The sequence below is a fragment of the Dyadobacter sp. CY326 genome, from assembly GCF_021390515.1.
Taxonomy (GTDB): Bacteria; Bacteroidota; Bacteroidia; order Cytophagales; family Spirosomataceae; genus Dyadobacter.
In genome coordinates, this window is sequence record NZ_JAJUXI010000011.1 from 247320 (window position 1) to 272295 (window position 24976).

At 43.8% G+C, this 24976-nt stretch carries 17 protein-coding genes and 1 pseudogene; 12 read left to right on the plus strand and 6 right to left on the minus strand.

Annotation, left to right across the window (positions count from 1 at the left end; genetic code table 11):
• Positions 1-133: 133 nt before the first annotated feature.
• The gene (locus LZG73_RS21835) at positions 134-631 is read right to left on the minus strand and encodes a DUF1579 domain-containing protein (protein ID WP_233854512.1); all 498 of its coding nucleotides are present in this window, start codon (positions 629-631) and stop codon (positions 134-136) included.
• A gap of 215 nt (positions 632-846) precedes the next feature.
• On the opposite strand from LZG73_RS21835, the gene LZG73_RS21840 reads away from it, so the two are divergent.
• A complete protein-coding gene (locus LZG73_RS21840) occupies positions 847-1860 on the plus strand; it encodes a GlxA family transcriptional regulator (RefSeq protein WP_233854515.1) in 1014 nt (337 codons plus the stop codon).
• A 60-nt stretch (positions 1861-1920) separates the two neighbouring features.
• Here LZG73_RS21840 and LZG73_RS21845 read toward each other — a convergent pair whose 3' ends face one another.
• The 3 genes from LZG73_RS21845 to LZG73_RS21855 all read right to left on the minus strand — a co-directional run bounded on the left by LZG73_RS21845 (position 1921) and on the right by LZG73_RS21855 (position 8446).
• Complete coding sequence (locus LZG73_RS21845; protein ID WP_233854517.1) at positions 1921-6081, minus strand: carbohydrate-binding protein; 4161 nt, start codon at positions 6079-6081, stop codon at positions 1921-1923.
• 176 nt (positions 6082-6257) lie between these two features.
• Entirely contained in the window at positions 6258-7991 is a 1734-nt protein-coding gene (locus LZG73_RS21850; RefSeq protein ID WP_233854519.1) for an alpha-amylase family glycosyl hydrolase, read from the minus strand.
• 188 nt (positions 7992-8179) lie between these two features.
• Positions 8180-8446 (minus strand): filamentous hemagglutinin, encoded by a 267-nt coding sequence (locus LZG73_RS21855; protein WP_233854521.1) that lies wholly within the window; start codon positions 8444-8446, stop codon positions 8180-8182.
• Positions 8447-8627: 181 nt separating this feature from the next.
• Here LZG73_RS21855 and LZG73_RS21860 point away from each other — a divergent pair.
• From LZG73_RS21860 to LZG73_RS21885, 6 genes and pseudogenes are all read left to right on the plus strand, one after another.
• A pseudogene (locus tag LZG73_RS21860) lies at positions 8628-8921 on the plus strand (type II toxin-antitoxin system HigB family toxin).
• A 9-nt stretch (positions 8922-8930) separates the two neighbouring features.
• Entirely contained in the window at positions 8931-9317 is a 387-nt protein-coding gene (locus LZG73_RS21865; RefSeq protein WP_233854523.1) for a helix-turn-helix domain-containing protein, read from the plus strand.
• A gap of 130 nt (positions 9318-9447) precedes the next feature.
• Positions 9448-9723 (plus strand): helix-turn-helix transcriptional regulator, encoded by a 276-nt coding sequence (locus tag LZG73_RS21870; RefSeq protein ID WP_233854525.1) that lies wholly within the window; start codon positions 9448-9450, stop codon positions 9721-9723.
• 174 nt (positions 9724-9897) lie between these two features.
• Positions 9898-10980, plus strand: a complete 1083-nt coding sequence (locus tag LZG73_RS21875; protein WP_233854527.1) for an efflux RND transporter periplasmic adaptor subunit — start codon at positions 9898-9900, stop codon at positions 10978-10980.
• Positions 10981-10991: 11 nt separating this feature from the next.
• The gene (locus tag LZG73_RS21880; RefSeq protein WP_233854529.1) at positions 10992-14117 is read left to right on the plus strand and encodes an efflux RND transporter permease subunit; all 3126 of its coding nucleotides are present in this window, start codon (positions 10992-10994) and stop codon (positions 14115-14117) included.
• A 32-nt stretch (positions 14118-14149) separates the two neighbouring features.
• On the plus strand, positions 14150-15514 hold the full coding sequence (locus tag LZG73_RS21885) for a TolC family protein (protein WP_233854531.1): 1365 nt from the start codon (positions 14150-14152) through the stop codon (positions 15512-15514).
• A gap of 111 nt (positions 15515-15625) precedes the next feature.
• Here LZG73_RS21885 and LZG73_RS21890 read toward each other — a convergent pair whose 3' ends face one another.
• Both LZG73_RS21890 and LZG73_RS21895 read right to left on the minus strand, forming a co-directional pair.
• Positions 15626-16480 carry a hypothetical protein gene (locus LZG73_RS21890; RefSeq protein ID WP_233854533.1) on the minus strand — a complete coding sequence of 285 codons (855 nt, stop codon included), beginning with the start codon at positions 16478-16480 and terminating at the stop codon, positions 15626-15628.
• Positions 16481-16650: 170 nt separating this feature from the next.
• Positions 16651-17568 (minus strand): hypothetical protein, encoded by a 918-nt coding sequence (locus LZG73_RS21895; RefSeq protein ID WP_233854535.1) that lies wholly within the window; start codon positions 17566-17568, stop codon positions 16651-16653.
• A 32-nt stretch (positions 17569-17600) separates the two neighbouring features.
• Between LZG73_RS21895 and LZG73_RS21900 the strand changes: the two genes are divergently transcribed.
• The 5 genes from LZG73_RS21900 to LZG73_RS21920 all read left to right on the plus strand — a co-directional run bounded on the left by LZG73_RS21900 (position 17601) and on the right by LZG73_RS21920 (position 24752).
• Positions 17601-17765 (plus strand): hypothetical protein, encoded by a 165-nt coding sequence (locus LZG73_RS21900; RefSeq protein WP_233854537.1) that lies wholly within the window; start codon positions 17601-17603, stop codon positions 17763-17765.
• A 66-nt stretch (positions 17766-17831) separates the two neighbouring features.
• Positions 17832-18710: an SHOCT domain-containing protein gene (locus LZG73_RS21905; protein ID WP_233854539.1), complete on the plus strand. Its 879-nt coding sequence runs from the start codon at positions 17832-17834 to the stop codon at positions 18708-18710.
• Positions 18711-18818: 108 nt separating this feature from the next.
• Positions 18819-19685 (plus strand): mechanosensitive ion channel family protein, encoded by an 867-nt coding sequence (locus LZG73_RS21910; RefSeq protein ID WP_233854540.1) that lies wholly within the window; start codon positions 18819-18821, stop codon positions 19683-19685.
• A 151-nt stretch (positions 19686-19836) separates the two neighbouring features.
• On the plus strand, positions 19837-24399 hold the full coding sequence (locus LZG73_RS21915) for a M4 family metallopeptidase (RefSeq protein ID WP_233854541.1): 4563 nt from the start codon (positions 19837-19839) through the stop codon (positions 24397-24399).
• Positions 24396-24752, plus strand: a complete 357-nt coding sequence (locus LZG73_RS21920; RefSeq protein ID WP_233854542.1) for a T9SS type A sorting domain-containing protein — start codon at positions 24396-24398, stop codon at positions 24750-24752. The genes LZG73_RS21915 and LZG73_RS21920 overlap by 4 nt, the downstream gene beginning before the upstream one ends.
• The last annotated feature ends 224 nt before the right edge of the window (positions 24753-24976 follow it).

The window sequence follows — 24976 nt, forward strand, 5'->3', positions numbered from 1 at the left end:
CAGAACAAAGCATTGATTGAATATGCAGTTGCGGACAGTGATATGCCTCTTTTTGTTAGTAAATATCTCGTTGAACTTCTCACTAAGGAAGAGCTCGAAACATTTATTAAGAAAGAGTTGTCTCAACTATAACTCACCCAATCCGCTTGTAAACTGTTTCAGTTGCTTTGTCTTCCTGGCCTTCTGGCGAAATGTTGTAGGCTGTGATGATGAGATTGTCGTTGTCAATCAGCTCGACGACCGTTCGCCAGCCCCATGGTTCGGGAATGTCCGGGCCGCCGTAACTGCCGAGCACCGAAAAACCTTTTTCAGATGGCGTGCCATTGGACAGCATTACGCCGGTTCCCATGTGAAAACTGTCGATCCAGGCGGCTTGAAAGTTGTTGTTTGGGATATCGAACCCGTAAATGGCAATCCCCTCGAACGGTTCTTCAGTAAGCGAACCCTTGTATTCGTGAATGATGAACCGTCCTCCCAGGATTGGGCGGATGGTGCCTTCCATTGGAGATTCATCGGCGACGACGTCTGGCTCAAACCATGTTTTTGTGATTCCTTTCCAGCTTCCTGTTAATGCACTAAGCTGATTGTGAACGCCGGATTCCAGCGAGATTTCAAATTTTGATTTGCTCATGATTGTTGGCTTGCCACGGATGCACGAATTTACACGAATTGCAAGTTCCTGCCATTCCTGTGCTCCTGGTTAATTTTTAGATGATTTAGGACTATACTATTTATGTTTAAGACAAAAATAAGAGTTGGTAATGCGTTTTAAAAAGCAATAACCGGGGCGTTTGAGACAAAAAAACATTATATTGTCAGGCAGTTTGCTCATTAATCGTCCAATATATGATACAATTAGGAATTCTAATTACAAACAAACATCGGTTGCTAAGTGTAGCGGCTATTCTGGATGTGTTTGAATCAGCAAATATGTTTTATGAGCGCGAGCATGGTGCACCGTTCTTCAATATCAACCTTTTTTCTCCCGAAAGCAATCCTGCCGAACTTTACGGAACATACGAAATTGGTTCGATAAATACAGCCTCACAACAGCAATTAATCCTTGTTCCTGCTTTTGGCGCAGGTGATCTCAAAGCATCAATTGCGAAAAATTATCCGTGCATTCCATGGCTCATCGAGCAATATGATCGGGGTGCGGAAATAGCGAGTTTTTGCACGGGTGCTTTTCTCCTTGCGGCTGCTGGCTTGTTGAACGGGAAAGAGGCGACAACGCACATTGATGCCGCCATGTCACTAGCTACAAATTTCCCGGAAATCATCCTGAAAAGTGACGCCGTCGTTACAGACGACAGGGGAATTTATACAAGCGGTGGAGCCACAAGCAGTTTTCATTTAATGCTTTATTTGATTCAGCGTCATTGCGGAAAAGAGCTGACGCTTCAAACGGCGAAGATGTTTGCAATTGATATGGACCGCGAGCAGCAGACTTATTTTGGTACATTTTCGCCTTCGCTGGACCATGGTGATGGTTTGGTAAATATGGCGCAAAAGAAAATTGAGAAGGAATATCAGGAAGGAAGCACCATTGAAACGTTGATTCAGGACATTCCGGCGAGCAGGCGCAATGTGGTTCGGAGGTTCAAACAAGCGGTTGGCGTGACGCCTATCGAATATTTGCAACGGACGCGGATCGAAGCTGCAAAAAAGCTTTTAGCGCAAACCGATCAAAGTGTGCTGGAAGTGATGCTGAATTCGGGTTATAACGACTTGAAGTCGTTTCGGCAGTTATTTAAGAAGAGCACCGGTGTTACGCCGAAGGAATATAGAGACAAATTTAACATTGCCAGGCTTGATGGAAGTCGCATGGCAAACCGCGGGACAGCGCATTATCTTAATTAAAAAAAGTGGCTTAACGATCCGATCAGGAACATTAAGCCACTTTTTAATATAATAACTGGATTAATGCACTTTGGCTAGCTTGCGGAAAGTGCTTTCATTTCCCTGCTTCACTTCAATAATGTAAGATCCAACAGGCAGATTCGCTAGATTAAGCTTGTGTGACATTTTGTTGCCCGGTTTTTGAACGCGATTGTCTTTGTAAAGTCGGCCCGTTCTTGCGTCAAACACTTTAAATTCCACGTCGGCGCTATTTTCATTGGCCAGTTCAATGTTGATAAAATCCGTTGCAGGATTTGGGAAAACATTGACATCCTCGTGCAAAGGAAATTCCTTAGGCGTTAATGCAGGTGCAGCGGCGGCAGTTCGGGCATTAGCATTGCCCGCAGTGACGAAAATTGGTGTTTCTGTAACCGTAACCGTTACTTTTCCATCCACGATGCTTTTTTCTTGCAAAGCCATATTATTGCTTCCCGCAGTTGGCGTGTAAATGTTGGCGACGCCAGAGCCGCCCAGATTGACCGTATATTCAGCGGTTCTGCCCACTTCATCAGGCACCGTTAGAATGAAAACCGACTTGCCATTCAGCTCGTAGCGGTCTACAACAGGGTCTGCATTGATGGTTTCTTTGTAAACATAATCACCGAAAAGCTTTTTCGTCTGCACAAAATAGTCAGCCACAGGTCTGCGCGAAAAGTCATCATTCAGTAAGCCCGACGAACCGAACATCCATCCCCATGCAGGGTTATCATCATACATTTGATAATAAAAAATCTTTTCGATTCCGTGGCGTGCCGAGAACAACGAAGTGCGCAGGATCCAATCCGCTTGTGTCTGCATAGGAGACTTACTGCCAATAGGAATCGCTTTCAGCGGGCTTGTCTGGGTTAAGTCATAACCGGCTTCTGTGATCCAAACGGGCATTTCCTGAGACATTTCCTTTGAGGTCTTCACAAAATTATCAAGCGTTACATATGCATTTCCAACCTCCGGAGCCACGCCGCGCGTTGATGTGCCGCTTTGGTTTGAAGAAGCATCGTCTGTATAAAGGTGAAAATTGACCACATCCCAGCATAGATTCACGCTTCCGTCGGGTCTGTAACCTCTAAATTCCTTGCACCAGTCCACCATTCCTTTGAGATAATCCGGGCCTGTTACCATTCCCGCAATCACGACTTTCATATTTGGATCAGCATTTTTTACGCCAACTCCCGGTCCCATTGTGTTTTTGTGGCCATCATAAAAAGCGGAAATGTTAGCAGCATATTCACGCGCAGTCTGATAACCTTTACGGCCTTTCCACCATTTATCGCGCTCGTTATCGCATTCAATGTATTTGACCAAATCCAGGCCAATTTTGACAGTGTTTGGATAATCGCCAAACCATCTTGGAATTGTATCCACTTTCAATAAAGACGGGTTGACATTCACATTGCTCCCATAACGCGCAACATATTGAAAAGCAACTTTGGCCTGCTCAATGTAGGAAAGCGGATCTTTAAAATCTTTTCCAAAGCGGACGGGCACATTCTCGGAATCTCTTTCACCTTCAGGGTAAGATGCTAACATCCAGCCTGGTAACGTTTTCAGACAGGCCAGCACTTCAATGTTTTCTTGTTTGAGTCTTTGGTAGATCAAATCATAATTCCAGCTGCCGCTTAATGTTGGATTATAGGAAAAGACACCCTCTCTGGATTCCAGTTTTTCCCAATCCATATAATGGCGGAATCCGGAAAAGCTTTTGGCAGCGGTAACTTTCGCTTCGACGAGCGACTCTGTGTGGGCGCCATCCTGGAAGTTCCATTCGTAACCATTGACACCCAGCATGTCATTTAAGCGAATGTTCTTTATGCGTCCCGTCCCGTTTGCAGGTGGCGCTGGCGTGTAACTTCCGTAGAATTCAATCTCGGTAGGAAGCAAATTGGGAATGGTCAAAACCAGATAACGAATGTTCGAAATCGGAGCGTCCAGTGCGAAGCTGCTATTGGAGGCTCTGTCGGGATAGGGTCCTACCCATCCATTATATACGGAACCAGTAAATTTCCCAACCGGAATGCGGTTCCATTGGTCGTCGATAACAGATAATAGCAGCGGCTGATTCTCGGTCGAGCCCGTGTAATCAAAAAATCTGATGCTTTGCAGGGTTATCTGTTCACCATCTCTGAGCGGATAATAGGCGTCATAATAGTCGATCGCCTTTCCCCAGCCTGTAAGCACGTCTGTTTCCAGGTTGCCATCAAATAGTCCGTCAAGTCCATTGGCAGCATTGGTCAGTTGATACCAGCGCTTTGGATCGAGGACAATTTTGGTTCCTGCAATTGGGTTTGTCGGATTGGATTGGGCTGTGACCGTCAAGGTTCTGGCTACATTCTCAGCTTGCAAATAATGCTCACTTGCTGATTGTGAAGCGGTTATTGTCGTTTGTCCAGCGCCAACCAGCGTTGCTTTCCAAATGCCGGTTGCATTGGAAACGGTTGCTACGGAAGGGTTAGATGACGAATAAGTAATTGGCGACTCATTATTATTGCTGCTCGCCACAAGGTTAAATGTTCCCTCTTGCAAACCCTTATCACCGATTTCGGCAAATGTAATCGTCGATGGATCCTGAACAACGCCCGTTGTAATCTCAAACCAGTTCAGATTAAATGCGCCGCGATTTGCATAAATGCGGAGAATCTGGCTGCCAGCCGGAAGATTTATCGTTGTGCGAATCGTACTGTAATCATTCCAGCCGCCAGTTTGTGGCACATTTACATGCCCCAACACAACGCCAGCGCCACTTTTTATCTCAATATCTCCATTTCCGTAACTGTTAGAAACACGGAATCCAATGGTGTAAACGCCCGCGGTCGCAAGCTTAACATTGTAATCGAGCCAGTCGGCGTCGTCAATGTATGTGACCGATGCGCCGCCGTTTGCATCAGTTGTCTCTTCGGTTCTTACATCGCTTGCGACGTCGAATGTTTCGGCCTCCATTCTGCCCGTAAGTGGACGCGATGCTTTGGCCTCAAACCAATTGAAATTCCAGCCAGTTTTCAAGGATTGTATTTTCAATGTTTCATTTCCGGCGGGCACTGCGGCGAGCATGTTAACAGTTTTATAAGCCTGCATGCCGCCCGTTTGTGGAACTGTAATGCGTCCCAGTTCCGTCCCATTCCCTCTTTTCAAAGCAAATGAAGCTTCCGGGCTATAACCGTTTGCGACGCGAAAACTAAAAGTATAAATGCTTGCCTCGGCCGAATTGACCTTATATTCCATCCAACTATCGTCCTGGATCCAGCCAATATTTTCGCCTCCGCCTTCATCGGGCGTCGCCTCGGTTCCAATGCTATGAGAAGCGTCAAAGCTTTCAGCTTCGATTTTTGCAGGCAACGCAACGCCAATAGTTGGAGCGGCTAGCGGAGCGAATTCAAACCAGTTGAGATTGAACGCACCGGACACGATTGAAAGACGGATAAGCTGGCTTCCGGCAGGCAATGTTAATGGTATGCCAATGGTTTCCCAACTTTGCCAGCCTCCGGTTTGAGGCACATTGATCTGTCCAAGTAAAGCTCCGCTGCCATTTTTTATCTGAATTATGCCAGCGCCATAACTGTTGGCAATCCGGAAATTTGCCGAGTAAGTGCCGGCAGCAGCCAGTTTAATGTTATAGTCGAGAAAGTCACCATCATCAATATAGCCTACATTCAAATTTCCATCAACGTCGGAAGTGGTTTCCGTCCGGACATCGCTCACGGCGTCAAAATCTTCCGCTTCAACTCTTCCGATAACATTGCGAGATGCTATCGCTTCAAACCAATTGAAATTAAAACCGCCTTTTTCAGCAAAGATCCGGATTGTTTGATTGCCTTGCGGAAGCAGCGCTACGAAGCTAATGGTGGTGTAGTTTTGCCAGCCGCCAGTCTGTGGCACAATGCGTTGCCCAAGAATATTGCCATTGGGTGACCTGAGTGAAAGTGTTGCTTCGGGACTGTATCCATTGGAAACCCGAAAATGCAATGTGTAATACCCCAAAGCGGATACATTAACACTGTAATCCATCCAACTTCCGTCTACGATCCAGCCCACATTTGAGCCGCCGCCGGTGTCGCCGGTTGGTTCTGTGGCGACTGAGTTCATTGTAGCATACTCCTCAGCTTCTATTCTTCCAGGCAGCGCCTTATATGACTGTGCCTGAACTAATAAGGAGGAGAATAAAAAAATGGAGAGTAAAAGTTTTTTCATTTCCGAGGATTTAATTTTTCGGAAATATACAATTTGTTTAAGGTTATCAAATTGATTTGTAGAAATATTTCTATGTAACTAATGTAGACAAATCGCTCATTGTAACAGAATGCAATGCTTGCAGCGGCTCAAAGTTTTAAGTGAAAACCGCTGTGTAACATTGCCCATAATCGGCTTTAATCTACGACTTCAAGCAGGTAAAATGCGTAGGATTCCAATATCAAGAAATCAGCATCGTTTCCAGTCTCAAAGTAAGTTTCGCGCCAGTGGTCGTATAGTTTTACCGGAGTCAGGCCATTGTATCGGAATGAATGCCAGGTAAGATAAGCACTTTCATTGCTGTAATTGAAAATGCAAAATAGTGCCTTTTCTTTTCCATTACGGACAAATCCGGCGACATGGATGTTGTGCCTTGGTAGCCAGCGCGTGTTATTAACGTCGGCAACGACAGGCAGTTTTGCACGAATTTCCAGCAGTTTCTTGGTTCCGGCGTAAATCCTGTTTTCCACTGTGCCTTCCACATTTACCAGCCGATTTTTCTCCCAATCAATTAAAGGCCCGTTCATCCATCGATCATCATTGCCGTTATCCTGCACATCCTGAAACGAATAATCATTAAAATAACCCGCCTCATCTCCATAAAATAACACGGGAAGTCCACCAACAAAGAAGCTGTTCGCCTGCATTAACAGCATTTTCTGAATGGAAATGTTAATCTGATGCTCGTTTTTAGCATTAACAGCCTTTTCCAAGCCACATAGCGATGCCAATGTGCCGCTGATGTGTGTATTTGGAGTTTCTATATCAGGAGCAAACGATGTTGCTGAGGACGTTGAAATAGAAAAAGAGTCAGAAAAATATTCGCTTAGATATTTTCGGTGCTCATTGGGCGTAAACCCAGCATCAAGGATCATGTGGTCGTCGTAATCCAGAGCGATATCATTGTGGTTGCGCGTGTAAGTGATCCAGGTTGTGCCAAATGGTTTTTCAGAAAGCACAGGTTGTGCAGCCATCATCGCCGAAACTTGCCCCGATGCCAATGCATCCCATTGAAGCGCCATTTGAGTGGTGTTATAGGCAAAGTCGAACTCTTTTGCCAGATAACGTCCTTCGCCAAAACACTTCATAATTTCACCGGGCTCAGTGATGGATTCTCCCAACAATGCCATTCCTGGTGCAGTCACTTGCACACATTGTTTCAACAATTGAAAAATCGTATGCGTTTGGGAGGCATTCTGGCTGTTTCTTTCCAGTCCTGCGATATGTGTTGCAGACGCGTTTATGCGCAAAATATCCACTCCCAGATTGGCATAGACCAGCGCATTGGCCAGCATTTCTACAAAAATTTGCGGATTAGTTGAATTGAAGTCATGGTTGAGATCAAGCCCCAGCATGAGATTCATGCCATTTGCGTGCATTTCCACACGAACTGCTTCCAGATCCCGCAAGTTCTCAAATCGCAAGTCAACGCTTTTGAGATCAGAGGTTGCATCACTGTTAATCTTCCCGTCGGAACTTTCCAGGCTTGGCATGAGGTGCAAGACATTCACGCCCAAGTCCCGCAGGTAAGGAAATTTTCCTGGCAAAGCCTCAATGTTCCCGCAGAAGCGATCAATATACAGGCTCATTCCAGCAAGCTGATTGCTCAAATACCAGTTTTCGTCTTTATGATAATCTCGATCCCGCAGCTCCTGTAACCGGTTTTGATGGGAAGCAATCAGGACTTCGATCAGTCTCGTGAAATTATCGTTATAATCCGGGTGATTTGCATAAAGCTGCGTGTAAAGGTCCCGGATTTCAGAAGCGTGTAAAACGAGTTTGGTATAGAACTTTTTATCGGCGCCTGCAATGTCTAAGTTATTGTTTTGTACGGCGTCAAAAAGGGCTGTAACGATCTGATTGTTATTCATAATCTAAAAATTTAAGCCGTTTCCTGCAAGCTGTCGTCAACTTGCTGCGCCAGCAGCATGCCAAAACCTAACACTTTTTGAGTCACATTCCTTTAATGTGCTCAAATGTAATATTGTTTAACCAAGAAAAAAGAAAAATATTTTCAGACTTGCGGCGCCCTAATGACACTTACGATGCTCAGCAGAAATTAAATAAATGCAGGAATTCCGGGCTCTTGTCCAGGAAGAATCGAAGGATCGATTTCCGGCGTAGATGGTTCTACCGGCGGAAGTTCAGGTTGCGGATAAGTCGGCGAAGTTTCAGGATCTCTTTCAAATGGAGGCGTTTCTTCCGGAACATCGGGCGACGGCACTTCCGGGCGAGGATCAAAAGGAGGCGTTTCTCTCGGGTCAGACGGGTCATTATCTGTAAACGACGATTCCCAATATTCGGAGGCAATTTGGTAAATATCCATGATATTCAAATGTTTGTTGTGTAACTGCAATGTGGATGTGTGAGTTACAATAACTGTGCCGGGTTGGTGTGAGTGGGTTTCGGCTCCTTGCATATTGAAGCTAACGTAACCTAAGACACCTGAGGAATTTTTCAATATTTGAAAAATTTTTCAGTTTATGAAAAATCCGTAAATTTACAGTATGGTCATAATTGCAAAAACAGCCTTGCAAGAATTCATAAAATCGAACTATGCTGCGGCCGAGCCGCTTAATTATTGGTATGAAAAGACTCGGCGAGGTGATTGGGCGAATTTTGCAGATGTAAAAAAGACTTTTAATAGCGTCGACTCAGTTGGAAATGATCGCTTTGTATTCAACATAAAAGGGAATTCTTATCGGTAGGTTGCAATGATCCATTTTGATAAGAGGACGGTTTACATACGATTTATCGGCACACACACTAGTTATGATAAAATCAATTGTTCCACTATTTGAAATAATGCCATGATCGACAAAATAAGAAATGAGACGCAATACAAGCAGGTTATCAAACTGATAGAGGGATTTATTCAGAAGGCGACGGAGGCAGGCGGTTTTCATGCTTTGAATGAAATAGAGTCTGAGGAGTTGCATAAGCTTACCCTGCTCGCTGAATCTTATGAAGACAATGTGCTCAATATCATGCCATTGACAGTTACGATAAGGTCGGTCGTGCAGCAGCGGATCACTGAAATGAATATTACACAGGGAAAGCTTGCAGAAATGTTTGGGATGGGGTCAGCAAAAATCTCACAGATATTAAATGGGAAAAGAGAACCTGACGTGCCTTTTCTAAAAGCCATTCACGAAAAACTTGGCATCGACGGCAACTTTATTCTTGATAGGGTTTAGTTCTTCGGGCATTGTCCGATTCTATCCAAAAAAAATTTACTGCTCCTGGAATTATTTATTCATTTGCTTTGTAGTCTACGCACTGTGCAGTTAAATTAATATATTCAAATCTATCTATATATCATAAGTCATGGAGGTCAGGAAAGTGGAGCGGATTTCAAAGGCGTTGAGCGACCCCAGCCGTATTCTCATATTGCAGCAGTTGCGTCAAAAAGAGGATTGTTTGTATTGTCACGAAATTTCGGATTTTATCGATCTGACGCAACCTTCCATTTCGCATCATGTCAAACAACTTGCCGACGCGGATCTAATTGTTGTTGAAAAAGAAGGAAGGAACGTCAAATACAAATTGAATAAAGGGATTCTTAATGAATACGTTCAATTCCTTAACACATTAAAAATTTAAATTTTTTGCCCTAATATATCGATACATTTCAATATATTAATAAGTAACCCGCGTTTACATCTATCGTCGAGACTTCCCAAGTCTTGGAGACTTGGGAAGTCTGGACCAGCCACGAAAAACAGAAAACTACAAACCAGTCAATCGAATAATTCAAATATTTAAATCAATCTATATATGGAAAAGACAATCCATTCTGCAAAAATCATATCAGGCCTCATTATAACGGGGGTGATATTGTTATCCGTTTATCTCAAAGGATACACATCCGAAAAGGCTGAGCCGAAAAAACCAGCCGCCGCCGCAGCAGCACAACCAACGGGCGTTCCGGTTGATGGTCAGGTGCTTCGCTCGGAATCGTTAAACGAAGAAATGATCGTTTCCGGAACGCTGATGGCATTTCAGGAAGTGAGCATTACAAGTGAGCTTAGCCGCAAAGTCGTGGCGGTGCATGCGAAAGAAGGGAAATTCGTGACAGCAGGAACATTGCTTTTCAAGTTAGACGACGCAGACCTGCTGGCTGAATTGGAACAATTGAAACAACAGGAAAAACTGGTTCTTTTAAATGAAAGAAGACTTAAAGACCTGATTGACAGAGAAGCAGCCATTCAACAAGATTATGATCAGGCATTTACCAATCTCAAAGTTCTGCAAGCGAAAATTGAGCAGTTGAAAGTGACTATTTCCAAAACAAGCATCCGCGCGCCATTTAGCGGAAACCTGGGGATTGTGAATGTTTACACCGGCGCTTTCGTTACGCCCGGCAGCCCGCTTGCATTGCTTACCGACAACAGCCGTCTTAAAATCGACTTCGCCATTCCTGAGAAACACGCCAACACATTGAAAACCGGCGATCAGGTGGACTACAATGTGGAGTCAAACGACAAAGTTTACAAAGGCAGGATTGTCGCGCATGAAGCAGGTTTAGACCAAAAAACAAAAACGCTTCTAATGCGTGCGGTGACAGATAATAAAGGCAGCGAATTATTGCCAGGTCAAAGTGCGCGGTTGACATTGCGTTTAAGCAACACCGGTAACGCCATTCTGGTCCCGAATCAGGCATTGATCCCATCGTCCAAAGGTTACAGCGTGTATGTTGCCAATGCAGGGAAGGCTGGTTTTAAAGCCATTGAGGTGGGTGAGCGCAATGCATTTTCAGTGCATGTTACAAAAGGGCTGGCTCCCGGCGACACGGTGATTACCAGCAATATGCTGCGGTTGACTCCCGGTTCAGCCATTCAATTGGTTTCTATTAAATAAATCTATTAGTCATGAGTGCTATTTCACAAGTAAGTATTTCCCGGCCTGTTTTGGCCGGGGTAATGTCCGTACTGCTTATACTTTTCGGGATCGTCGGTTACACATTTTTGGGAACGCGGGAATATCCCGTTACAGATTCGCCCATCGTCATGGTAACCACGGTTTATCCCGGAGCAAGCGCCGACATCATTGCCTCTCAGGTTACAAAACCATTGGAGGAAGCCATTGCCGAAGCAAACGGAATTCGTTCAGTATCATCCACTTCGCGTGAGCAGGTGAGTATTATCACCGTTGAATTTGAATTGAATGCAGATCTGGAAGCAGCTGCGAATGATGTTCGGGATAAAGTTTCAAAATCGCGTCAGCAGTTGCCTACGGACATTGAACCAACCATTGTTGAGAAAGCCGGTCCCGCCGATTTTCTGGTGTTCCTAACCGTTCAGAGCAAGACGAAAACATTGGAAGATGTAACGGATTTTGTCAATATCAACATTAAAGAACGCCTTCAATCCATCCCTGGCGTGCGGCTGGTGGATTCTTATGCAGGAAGAAAACGCGCAATGCGTTTGAGAATGGATCCGGTAAAACTCGCTTCTTATGGCCTGACGCCAACCGATATCCAGACCGCATTGCAACGCGAAAATGTAGATTTACCAAGCGGGCGGATTGAGGGTGAAAACACCGAAGTTACGCTCAGAACCCAGGGAAGGCTGGTTACGGAAGACGATTTTAACAACATGATCCTGCGCGAAAGCAATGGCGCAATTGTTCGCTTCAAGGACATTGGAGAGGCTGTAATGTCATCGCAGAACGAGCGGACGGCAATGATCATTTACAATGGAAAAACAGCTGAATATGGCGTAGGGACGGGTGTAAGTCCGCAACGAGGCGCTAACTCGCTGGCGATTGTGGATGAGTTTAAAAAACGTTTTGAAGAAATTAAAAAAACAGCTCCGAAAGAATACGAAATCGCCCTTGGTAAAGACTTTACAGTTCCCGTAAGAAACTCATTATCAGAAGTTGAAGAGACATTGTTGCTCGCCTTCGCATTGGTTTCGCTGATCATATTTGTGTTCTTGCGGGACTGGCGAAGTACATTGATCCCACTTTTGGCGATCCCCGTGTCCATCGTCTCGGCCTTCTTCATCATGTACATTGCTGACTTCTCAATCAACGTTCTGACGCTGTTGGGGCTGGTTTTAGCAATCGGGCTTGTCGTCGATGACGCGATTATTGTTTTGGAAAACATATATAGTAAAGTCGAAGAGGGGATGTCGCCCATTCAGGCGGCAAGAGAAGGGTCCAATGAGATTTATTTTGCGGTAATTTCTACAACCATTACGCTAGTCGCCGTATTTCTGCCAATCCTGTTTTTGGGCGGTTTGACAGGCCGGTTATTTAAAGAATTTGCCATTGTCGTGGCTGGTTCCGTGACGGTTTCTGCCTTTGTCGCGCTTACGCTGACACCCATGATGAGTGCTTACTTGCTTAAACCAAGCACGTCGCATAACTGGCTTTACAAGAAAACAGAGCCCTGGTTTGTGGCCATGAACGATGCTTATGCCCGATCATTATCGGCGTTTATGAAAGTGCGTTGGTTGGGCATTGTGCTGCTTTTGGTTTCATTTGGTGTTGCTTTTTGGCTTGCACCGAAACTGCCATCCGAACTTGCGCCGCTGGAAGACAGGTCGATGGTTGGGCTTGCTGTAATGGCTCCCGAGGGCACTTCGTTTGAAAGTATGGAGCAGAGTATGAAGGAGATAGGGAATTTCGTAAGTGATTCGATCCCGGATTTGAATATGGAAAGGACTTATACGGCCATAGCGGCAGCAGGCGGAACATTAACCCAACCGGTCAATGGCGGTTTTCAATGGATTTTCCTAAAAGAGCCAAAAGACCGCAAAAGTGGATTGACGCAAGCGCAGATTTTCATGAAACTCGTTGGGGCTTCGCAGCGGTTCCGGAATGTGCTTATTATTCCGATTCAGCTGCCTACAATCGGTGGTTATGGAAATACGCAACCTGTTCAGTATGTGGTGCAAGCACCGGGTTTGAAAGAACTGATCGATGTAATGCCGAAGTTGATGGGCGATGTTAGTGCGAACAAAAAACTGGTTTTTGCGGACGCCGATTTCAAGATCAATCGCCCCGAAATCAGCATCAGCATTGACCGCCAGCGGGCAGCACAATTGGGCATTTCAACACAGGCCATTGGGCAGACATTGCAACTTGCATTGAGCAGCAGAAGATACGGCTATTTCATCCACAATGACCGCCAATATGAAGTGATTGGTCAGTTGGACCGGGAAGATAGGTCGGCGCCTTATGATCTTAAATCATTGTATTTGAAGTCGGGAAGTGGCGAAATGGTTTCGTTGGACAACCTGACCAAGCAAAATGAAGGCATTAGTCCACCGGCAATCTATCGTTACAACCAGAATTACAGTGCAACCATTTCTGCAACTCCGGCGGCAGGCGTCAGTTTGGGAGAAGCCATTTCTGAACTGGATCAAATTACGGCAAAAGCACTTCCAAAAGGATTCAGCACAGCATTGGCAGGGCAAAGCCGCGATTATTCAGAAAGTAGTTCAAGCTTGATCTTCGCATTCATCTTCGCCATTATCCTGATTTATCTCGTGCTGGCGGCGCAATTTGAAAGTCTTGTTGATCCGTTCATTATCCTGTTAACTGTTCCAATGGCACTGACCGGTGCATTGCTAAGCTTGTGGTTCACAGCCCAAACGGTCAACATTTTCAGTCAGATAGGCATCATTATGCTCATCGGTTTGATCACTAAAAACGGGATCTTGATCGTCGAGTTTGCCAATCAAAGCAAAGAATCGGGTGTATCCACATTCGAGGCGGCGAAAATAGCAGCTGTATCCAGGTTCCGACCAATTCTGATGACAACATTGGCCATGATCTTCGGAACATTGCCTATTGCATTATCGCTCGGAACGGCATCCGGAAGTCGGCAGTCATTGGGGATCGTGGTTGTGGGGGGCTTGATCTTCGCTGGGGTTTTGACCCTTTATGTGATCCCATCGATTTATTCTTATCTGTCGAGACCGCATAAAAAGCGCAAAGAAGATGGCCATACAGCGATTGAGCAAGAAGCTTTGCTGCAAACACATTGATCCATCGGGAACATTAACACCACATTTCAATCATGAAAAACTTAATTATTAATCCATATAAAAGGTTGACTAGCCGGTTTGCTATTGCATTGCTGCTGAGTCCGTTGCTAACCTTTGCGCAGACACAAACGCTGTCTCTGCAAAAAGCCATTGAGCTGGCACAGAGCCATAACCGCGATTTGCGGATTGATTCGATCAACATTTACAAAGCCAAACAACAGACCGCCATTACACGCGGTTTGTTGATGCCCAACATTAGTCTGACAGGCCAGTTTCAGCATTATTTTCAAAAACCAGTCTTCTTCGGACTGAATGGAAATACGAGCAATTCTGAGAAAATTGGCTATGCTCGTTTTGGTGGCGAAGACATTGGTGCTGTGCAAATTTCATTGGTTCAGCCTATTTATAATTCCGGAGCCAGGCATGAAATTGAGCGGAGGAAACTACTCGAAAAACAAAGCCAGCTTTCATTTCGTCAGCGTGAAGTGGATGTTGTAGCGCAGGTTAAACAAAATTACGTTCAACTGCTTGTTCTGAATGAGCGGTTAAAATTGCAAAAGGAAAGCATTGTCAGAAATCAAAAAGCATTGAATGATTCGCGGTCGCTGTTGGCGCAAGGCCGTGCTTTGCGTGTGGACACATTACGCGCATACACATCTGTCAAAAACCTCGAACCGGATGTTTTGAGACTTACATATGCTTTGCAAATCAGTCAACAACAGCTCCGCAACTTGCTCGGCGACATTTCCAGCACAGACTTCGTGCTCTCCGATTCGCTGGAATTGAGCCCTGGCGATGCTATTCCGGGAGAGGAGGGAACTTACAAATTGTCCGTTCAGCAGCGCCCGGATTTACAAATTTTGACATTGAACAAAGAAATCAACGACAAGGAAATCGATTTGTACAGATCCTCGCGCTTGCCGGTTGTGAGTTTCATTAGTCAATATCAAATTCAGACGCAAACCAATCAATTCCGTTTCGGTAATGCTGCTTACCCGCCCGTTTTCTTTGCAGGCGTTCAGTTCTCTATCCCAATTTTTAGTGGAAACCAAAACGTAAACCGCATTGCATTAGGCAAAATCGAAAGACAACAAGCCGATGTAATTTACAACAACGCCCAAGAACAATTAAAAACAGAAGTTAAGCAAGTTTTAGCGAGTTTGGTCGAAACTTCTGAAAGAATCAAAACCCAGCAAAACGTCTCTGAAACGGCAGAGCTAAGTTATTCCATCACAAAATACAGATACGAAAAAGGGGTCGCGTCGAGACTGGAATTAATCGATTCCGAATTTGCGCTAACCTCCGCCAAGTCCAATTATCTGGAAGCCGTTTTTGACTATTTATCCTCAAAAATTGAATTGGACCGCATCACAGGAAATGTAAAGGAACAGCTTTAATATTCTACTCAGCGTTATAAAGATCAGCCAATTATTTATTTAGGTTGTGATGCAGAAGAACCCCGGATGCTGTCTGGGGTTCTTCTTTGTTTTAAATGTAATTGCCGCTAATTATAATATACCAAGTGCTGTGTATTTTCTTTCTGTCAATATTGTAGTTCCACCTATTATTTCTTCGACTGTTTTTATTTCTCCATCGTTGAAGTCTCCATCTTTATAGTGCTTGTATTTGAACACGTGATAAATAGTTGAAGTATTAAAAGGCTCATATTTAAAAGTGGTTTCGTTAACCTTTTGAACCAAATTAATGCTGAAACTCCCAAAAATGGGAAGATACTTGCCCTGCCCGTTAGCTAAAAATGTAGGGTTGAGTTTTGAATTATCTTTCAGGCTGTAATAATAGTAATAGGTTAGTTGCTTAACCAATGTGTTTTTATTGTCGAAGAATTTAACTTTTTCGAGATTGTTTCCGATATAAGTAAACTCCTGTCGCAAATTAGGACTGTCTTTGCGATACACCTTTTCCAGTTGCCCATTTGAGTTATATTGGTACCGAAATACCACAGCAATGTCTGGCATATAGGGATCATAGTGTTTGCTTTCGGAACACTTCCCTTCCGCATTTAAACTATAAACTGATGTTTCAATCAACTTTTGACTAGCAGTATTGTACTTTACGGCTGTGATTTGGTTAGTGACAGTATAGTTGTACCCAATAAATTTGCTTTTACTCGGATGATATTCTTTGCTAATTATCTTATTTGGCCCTGAATATTCCAGCTTGACCGTGCCATCATTTACCAATCTTTTGTAAAAAAAGGCAACATTTGCTTTTTGATTATTAGGTTTCTCAGCTTGCTCTGTAACCGGACTTATATCCGCATCTTTCTCATTTTGGCAAGATGCAAGCAATCCAGCCGCAAGGATCACTTTTGTAATAGCGAGTGCATTCTTAAAAAATTTCATACTGTTCATGTTTTGTAATTAAATTGATTTTAACTGATTCAAACTTATAGCTGAATGGCTTTTGAATAAAATGTAATGGTTAAGCGGTGGGCTTCATTGAGTCTCCGGCGAAAACAAAATCAGCCTTGCAATTAATACTGCCAGGCTGATTTTATTTGGAGCAATTAATATTACAAGCCTACCATAACCACTTGCGGAGTGGTGGAATATTTCCTTTCAACCTTGGATACTACTTGGCCAAAATCATCTTTCGTTATAAAATCATATGTCGATATTTCTTCCCCCAAAGTTTTTGCGGTTAAGCTATAATTGAAAACTGGGTAAGGATAGATAATTTGACCTGTAAAGTTTTTATGAATGGTTTGTCTTAGGACATATCTACTGAATTTGCCGAATATTGGCAAATATTTGCTATTTGCCTCTGCAATCCCTACGGGGTTCAGAGGATTGCTTTCCAGTGCAGTTTCGTAAACATTGCCATTAGCATTGCTTTGGACTACGAACTTGCCATTTGCATGTTTAAAAATGATCTCTTTTTCCTTTTCATCGTATTGATCGTAGAATGTGATCTTGCTTAGTGACTTACCTTGAAGGCTGTTGTCGCCATCTTGTTCGTATTCGAGTACTTGGCGAAGCTTAGGAAGCGTTTTGTGGTAAACTAAGGTAAGCTGGTTCAATTCATTGTATACATAAATATATGTTCCAGCGATAACTTTATCTGTAGCGGTATGCACACTTTGTACACATTGCCCTTTTGCATTTAGCGTATAGGTAATGAAATTTTTGTTTATCGTAACCCCATTCTTTTTCAGGTCACAAATAATTTGGTTACCGCTGTAAGTGTACTCTTTGAGATATCCGAAGCCGTCTAATTCCTTTACCAATTGATTTCTAACTCCGGAATAGGTGAGTTTCGTTCCACCGTCTTTAATGAGATATTTAACAGCTGTTTTAGCATTTGAATCTGTTACCTGTTCTAAAGAATGGTCAGGAGATACAATTGCGTCTTTTTCATTTTGACAAGCGCTCATCATTGCGGCAAGGACAATTGCCTTTGTAATTGCAGGGGCATTGTGAAGTAATTTCATGCTGTTTGTGTTTTTGTTAAAAAAAAATTTAAGTGGATCAAACTTATCCTCACGTAAGCAAACAGCAGGAATCTAATGTGCAAGTGGTAAATCTCAATGATCCTTCGGCGTGGACGTACACATTGCGGATCACTTATTGGTCAGTTGAAATGGAATGTTTTTCAATTGTAAACAGCACCATTGCTAGCGAGATGTAATCTGTGCCCACCATTGTCGGCATAATGGCACCATTTTTGTGGCACAGACGAAAAAAGACAAGAAATATGAAAGCATTGACAAGCAAAGGCAGACAACATGTTCAAGACATTGCTGCAAAATATAATGTTAGAACAGAAACGGTTGAATCACTTTTGAAGGCTGTTTTAAATGGCCGTGGCACAATGGCGCAATTCGATATCGCCGAGCTTGGCGGTTCAGGGCAGTGGATGAAAGGTGGAATGACAATGGTTGGCGATATGTTTAATAATTCACTTAAAACCAAGGTTAATAACCTTTGCAATGAATTGTCCGAGCTTGTCACCCGCCAGGTTTTGTATGAAGAATTGGGCGATGAGTCGTCTGAGCGGCATTCGGAAAGCAAACTCTCAACCAGCAATGGCAATGTGAGCAGCTCGTGGCCATCGGCTTTTGGAAACCCAACGTCGAGTGGTTCGCAGAACAATTTTCGTTACGCTTATTTTGGCCGCGTAAGCCGACTAATCATTGACGAAAACGGCAAAAGGGCAATTTATGACACTAAGCACCATAAAATAACGGGCGTGTCGCAGCAGCAGGGTTCTGGAAGTTCATATAAGTTCACAAGCCAGGATGGCCCCGTTGATTTGGGAAGCCTCGAATTAGTATCCGAGCCGAGTGCACAAACGCAGCCAACACCGGAAATTGCCTATGACGTGACTTCCAATGCGGATTTGGGTCATGGCGCATCTTATAAAAGCTCTTCCGATCATGGCTTGGCAGAGGACGACAGCAGTAATGATCACACCGGAACTCATTACAGCCCGACTGACCGCAGCCCGACTGATCGCAGCCCGCAAGACATCATTATCGCAACCATTGAAAAAGTCAATGTATTGTTTGAAAAAGGACAAATTACTGAGGAGGAATTTAAAGCTAAAAAGCAGGAATTATTATCCAGATTGTAATTTTTATTGGTTTTTAGTTAGGCAAAAAAGGCCGGAGAAATGGAATTCTCCGGCCTTTTGCGTATGAATTAGGGCATATTTAACTTTATTTGCGTCAAAATGCCCGACATGATATTCGCACAAATTTCAAAGATAGCAAGTCCTATTGCCGTCAAACTCGATAAGTGGTTTGATGAAAGCATTCGCTTTGTTCCAAATCTGATCATTGCCATTCTAATTCTTGTTGTTTTCCGTTTTTTGGCGCGTTACGGAAGTCGGTTTATGGAAAAAGTCCTTGGCAGGGCATCGCAAAATATCGCGTTGGTAAGTCTAATTTCTGCATTAACGCGCATTGCGATTGTTACAACTGGCTTGTTTTTCGCACTAGGTGTTTTAGGATTGGATAAAACGGTTACATCATTGCTAGCCGGAGCCGGCGTGCTTGCATTGGCGCTTGGTTTCGCTTTCCAGGATCTTACAACCAACTTTATATCAGGCGCTTTCATTGCCATTCAAAGGCCTATCAAAGTAGGTGATGTCATTGAAACCAATGGTTTTACGGGCAAAGTGCTTTCGATAGGATTACGGTCGGTGAAGCTGGACAATTTTGCGGGTCAGCTGGTAGAGCTGCCGAGCAAAGATATATTTCAAAAACCAATCGTAAACTTCACGCATTCAGGGGATAGGAGAGTGCAGCTCGAATGCAGCATTGGTTATAAAGACGATCTCTTCCTCGTGGAAGACCTCGTGCTTTCCGTCATAAAATCCCTTCCTTTTTTAGACCAAAAGAAACAGTTTGAACTAAACTTCATCCGGTTCAGCGAAAAAAGCATCGATTTCGAAGTGTTATTTTGGATCGATCAAACCAAAATCGCCCCAGGCCCAGCCAAAAGTGTGGCAATGAAGGCGATCAAGAAGGTTTTTGATGAACATAATATCGCTTTTCCAACGCCGGCTAGGCCGTTGGAGCTGTTGCCGCCGCTATCAAAAGATTAGCGATAACTGTAAGACATGTGTCTTTCCTTAGAATAGCTCATGTAGACCGCAGGCTCAATTGATTCGTCATACTAACTGGCTTATTCTATCCTTTGTTTTTGAACGCAAAGCAATAGCGTAAGTCAGTTTTTCAATCATTTAGCCCGTTTCTATGCCCCATTTCTACATTATCGTTCGCAAAAAATGCGGTCGTCCCGCCTTGCTGCATAAGTTTCTTTCAATGCTGGTCATGGTTTTACTTCATTCCATCGGCTACGCACAGCCTTACTATCTTCCAAATGAAAAGCTGGGGCCGATAGGAACGATGTACGCACCCTCACATTATCTGATACCTGCCGGGAAGACGAATTATCACAAATCTGTCCCGCTGTATGCAACCAAATATCTCAGAGATCCAAACGATCCGGCCTCTACCTCAGTAGCATTGTGTTCTTTCAAAAACGAGGCACTGGGATTGTATGGCAATGTGGAGGTTGTTGGCGAAGGAATAAATCCCGACAATGGCATTGATAAGGTACTTTATCCGTTCGCGTCGCCAGTGAGTGCACCAGGTCAAAACGGGCCATTTAACACAATGCCGCATTTAAATACACTATCCGGCAATTTTACACATCCTCATCCGAGTCTGTTCGGAATTAGTGTGCTAGCGCATACGCAGGAGTTCCACCGAATGACATATAATTTGTTTGGATGGAAAGGGGCTGACAAAGACGGCCTACAGACTGTTACAAACATAGTTTCCACTTCTTATCCCTCGGCGGTGGTGCAGGTTAGCCCACCAATTGTAGCATACAATGTTGGACAAGGGCTTACTAATCCGCAGTTAAGCAGGGACGTAATAGGACATGAATCCACGCACCTTATTTGGCTTTGGGCATGGGGCAACGGTCAGGGTAATGAAGAAAGTTATTCTTTGGGGGAAGGATTTGCAGACGTTATTGGGGGCGCCTTAAAGAATTATTCTGCAGTACTGAATGACCCGAGTGCAGGTTTTGCAAATCCGGATTGGAGCTTTATTATACAAGAGCAAGGACTGGACAGCGAGAGGAATTTTACAAACTCACCGCATCTTTGGTCAATGCCTGAATGCTATAAGGGCCTGTTTTGGAAAAAACCAGGTGACGTTGGTTATGACCCCCACGCTAATGGGATGGTTCTTAATAAGATATTTTTTCGCATGAATGTTGGTGAAACAGGTTACATTGATCAAAACCCGGCGAAAGGGACTTTCATCGTATTACCACTTATTCCTAATAATCCAGCGGCAACTTATGAACTGTCGCTAAAACTCTTTTTCCGGACTTTTACAGAAAAACTTTCATGGTCGTCAACATTCCCTGATGTTCGCGTCGCAATGCTTGAGATGGCAGAGGAAATGGGATATGCGGATGGTTCGCACGTTTACCAACAAATTCAAAATGCCTTTAAGGCAGCCGGGATTGGTGACGGATGGGGTTTCGATAATGCAGATTGCGTTGTAGGGCCAAATACGCTTGCGCAAGGTTGGAATGGCCTGGTTCCAATTAGCGTACAAGTTGCAAGTCTTGACAATGACCCCCAGGGTAAACAAGTTCATTGGATTGCGGATTGTCAGGATGTTGATGTTTTAATACTTACGGAAGTTTTTAACCCAATAAGTCCCGATGCTCCCTATTATGCAATTGATCTAGATAACGATGGTATTTATACTATTGATAATAATGTATCGCTGTCTAAATCAATTGTCAGTCTCAATCATGGTATTAGAGCAAGCGTGGACCATTTTGCTAAAAAGTTTAATTTTATAGGGCTTAAGGGCACCAGTAAATTTATTGAACACCTTATAGGCTCTCCGAGTCCTAATTTTATCCCAGGAGCATATCTTGCTCAAATCAAATCTGATTCAGATCCCGCTAAAATGACCTTGGATCAGATTGCAGGAAATTACTTCGCCGGGATTTATAACACGGTGAAAAGTGTTCAACTGCCCGAATCAAAAGAATCAATAGCTATTCGCAAAGCTTTAATGGATATTTTCGGCTTAGAGATCAGCAATGAATATCGATTATCCAAAGGTGATGAAGCACTATGGACTATCGGGTCAGATCTTTTCGGAGACGGCAATTACTTACGCAGTTTCTTTAACCCAAAATCAAAAGGGCAATTAAATTTTTATAATGGAAAGGGTTGGGACGTTGCGAATCCAGATGAAATGGCAGGAGTCTGGACACAATTTTATTATTTGATCTCCAAGGGAACCCCGCTTACTGGCTTTACTAATGAAAATGGGCAAACTCGCTTTTTTACCGGTCTTGAAGATGGTGTTCCGGAAAAGATCATGTTTGCTGCTTTCCAATATTTCCTTCCCTCAAACCCAACTTTCGACGATGTGGTAGCCGCCATTCAATCTTCAATTTTATTTCACGGTTATAAAGAAACATCAGGAACATGGAAGAAATGTAATGACGCACTTACCTGTGTGATTGGCAAAGAATTTCTTCCCCAACCTAAATTATGGGCCGTTGATGCTGATGGTAACGAAGTTAAAATTGTGGATCCATTTAATGCACAATTCCGTTCCGAAGAATACTTCCCCGACAAAATTGCATATCGCCTGTTCGAAGTTTCCAAAGATGTAGCATTCAATGATCTGGTGTCACCGGTTTACCGCGCCTTTCAGCATACAACCGAGGTTCTGCTTCCTTACATCGATGAAAAAGACCCGGGTAAGCGCACAAACACAGCCAAATTCTTTTTAGAAGAAGGGACCTTTTATGTTCGAAGCAGGCTTTATGCCGCTGGCGGGCCGGGTTGTGCGAGCTCATTGGGCGGGAATCTGGAATGTCGTGCCCTTGAAATGATGGTAAACAATTGGAGCCCCATCTTACAAGTAACAGTTGCTCCAATTACTACTAAACCAATCGCTCCGCTGGAACATGATAAGCTCACCGCCTGGAAAAGCGTCTTTGAGTGGGAGGCGACACCTGGCGCGGCCGGTTATGTTCTGAGGGTAACGGATTTAACAGGCAAAGTGCCTGTGCAGGATGTTCCTGTTGAAGCGACCAGTGATGAGGCAGAAGCCAAAGAGCTTGCACTGGCTAAGGAACGCGATTATAGCTGGCAAATCACTGCAACTCATAAGCTTGGATCAGAAGAGGGCGTTACCTGGGACAAGGGGCTGAAGAAATTTGTGCAAACCGGACTGACTGAAACTGACATTTTCGGCACATGGACTGATCTAATGTCATTCCAGACTGACCTGCCTGAATCGCCATTGCTGGTTCCACCTGCTCCCGCTAATGGTGAACATGTCCCTCCGTTTGGTCAAGACATTTTACTTTCTGCTGACGAAGCGCCCGGCGCAAGTGGTTACCGCTACCACATCCAGGATAAGAAAAACGACAGGGAACTGCCGCAAGTGCTGTACGACCATGAAAATTTAAAACTACCCGACATCTCGGATGGCAAAGTATATACATGGGCGTTCGAGCCATACAAGGAGGCCACACCACCATTCATTACTGAAAAAGAGTTTGGAAAAAAATACTTTTCCACTTTCGTGGTTGACTATTCCTTAATTCCTGCTCCTGCATTGCTTTCGCCCATTAATGATGCCGTCTTCAATTATGGAGTATCGACACCCAAGGAAGTTTTTGCATGGTCGCCAATTGCAGGGGCAGAAGAATACGACTATTCTGTTGACTTTGTAGAAGATCCTATTAAAGACGATCCTAATGGCTCTACTTCCGAATTAAGTGTTCTAAGAGATGTTGGTAATGTTCCTTCAAAAATAAAGGGAGGTTTTCGGTGGAAGGTAAGAGCAAAAGCGAAAGACGAAAAAGGGGAGTGGATTGTTGGTCCATATTCTCCCTTGTCATTTTACTGGATACGACCAGCTAAGACAAATCTTAAATACCCTTCTGACGGTGCGCAAACTGTGGATAACCATAAGGCAGAATTCTCCTGGTACGAACAGTGGGCTCCGGCTGGACACCTTTTTAGATTATGGAAGGATAATGTGATTGTGTTCGAAAAAGAAGTTTTTGGTAACAGCATAACAATCACCAATTTGGAAGTAAACACAGATTACACCTGGGATGCTCCAGCGATGACCAAAACGCCGACAGCAACACACTTTCCGGAAACCTATACTTTCGCCCATTTCCGGACGGGTAATGCGCCGGATGAAAAGAAGAATGGGAAAGAAATTAAAGAGTATGATCCTGATGAAGATGAAGCGGAGCCTGGGGATCCAAACGATCCGAATGACCCGGACCAAGGCTCAGGGGATGTTTTTTATCCTCAATTGGGCTTCACAGTCGATGTCAAGGACGGGGAATTTGCGGATACGTATTCTTATTCCTACAAAGTTACTGTGACAAGTGACAAAGGCTATTCCAGAGAGTGGAATTGCGCCGTGAATGGACTGGGGGTAGTATTTATTCCAGAAGATATTTTACAGACGAAAGTTAATGGAGATTTGCCAGAGGACACAGCTCTGTACCACTTTCATCTTGAAATTACAGACCTCAATGGGAAAGACGACAGTTATGCCGCAAGCCCAACGTGTGATTTTGCTCTGCTTTTATATGATGCTTTGCCAGCCGTTCAGGGCAAGAAGATGCCACTTTTAGATTTGATACCACAATCAGGCGTGTTCGGCGGCAGATGGGTGGGATGCAGCATTGATTTTGATTTTGAATACATCTTTTCAACCAAAAAGCCGAAACCATGAAGAAGATCATATCAGGCGCAATCCTATTATTTAGTCTTTTTGCATTTCAAGCAGAGGCTCAGGATAAAATCATCAAAAGTAAATATGGATTAACCATTTATCCAGTGAAGACAACGACTAACGCAGTCACCATTTATCCTAATCCTGCGGCTTCAACGGTAAGATTTAAATCAACAAAACCATTGGTTGGCTTCAATTTAGAGGTGGTGGATCAAACAGGATTAAGTTGTTTGAAGCTGCAACACCGGACGGATGAAACACTGGATATTTCCAAACTCCCAAATGGAATATATATCGTTCGGTTTACGAAGGGAAAAGAATCTTATTCCCAGAAGCTGATCGTGCAACGGTAGCAGTTTGATTACTAGTGATAGAGGGAGCCGATAAATGCTCGGCTCCTTGCCAACATTGGTTCACTCCCATTGCAGTCATAAAAAAGACTTCCCAAGTTTCCAAAACTTGGAAAGTCTATCCTGAGTAAGTGACTAGTCCTAAGATAGCGATACAGATTTTAGATTAGTTTAATTAATACTCACAAAGCCGTTGCAAGGTTATTCTTGTAGCGGTTTTCTTTTTT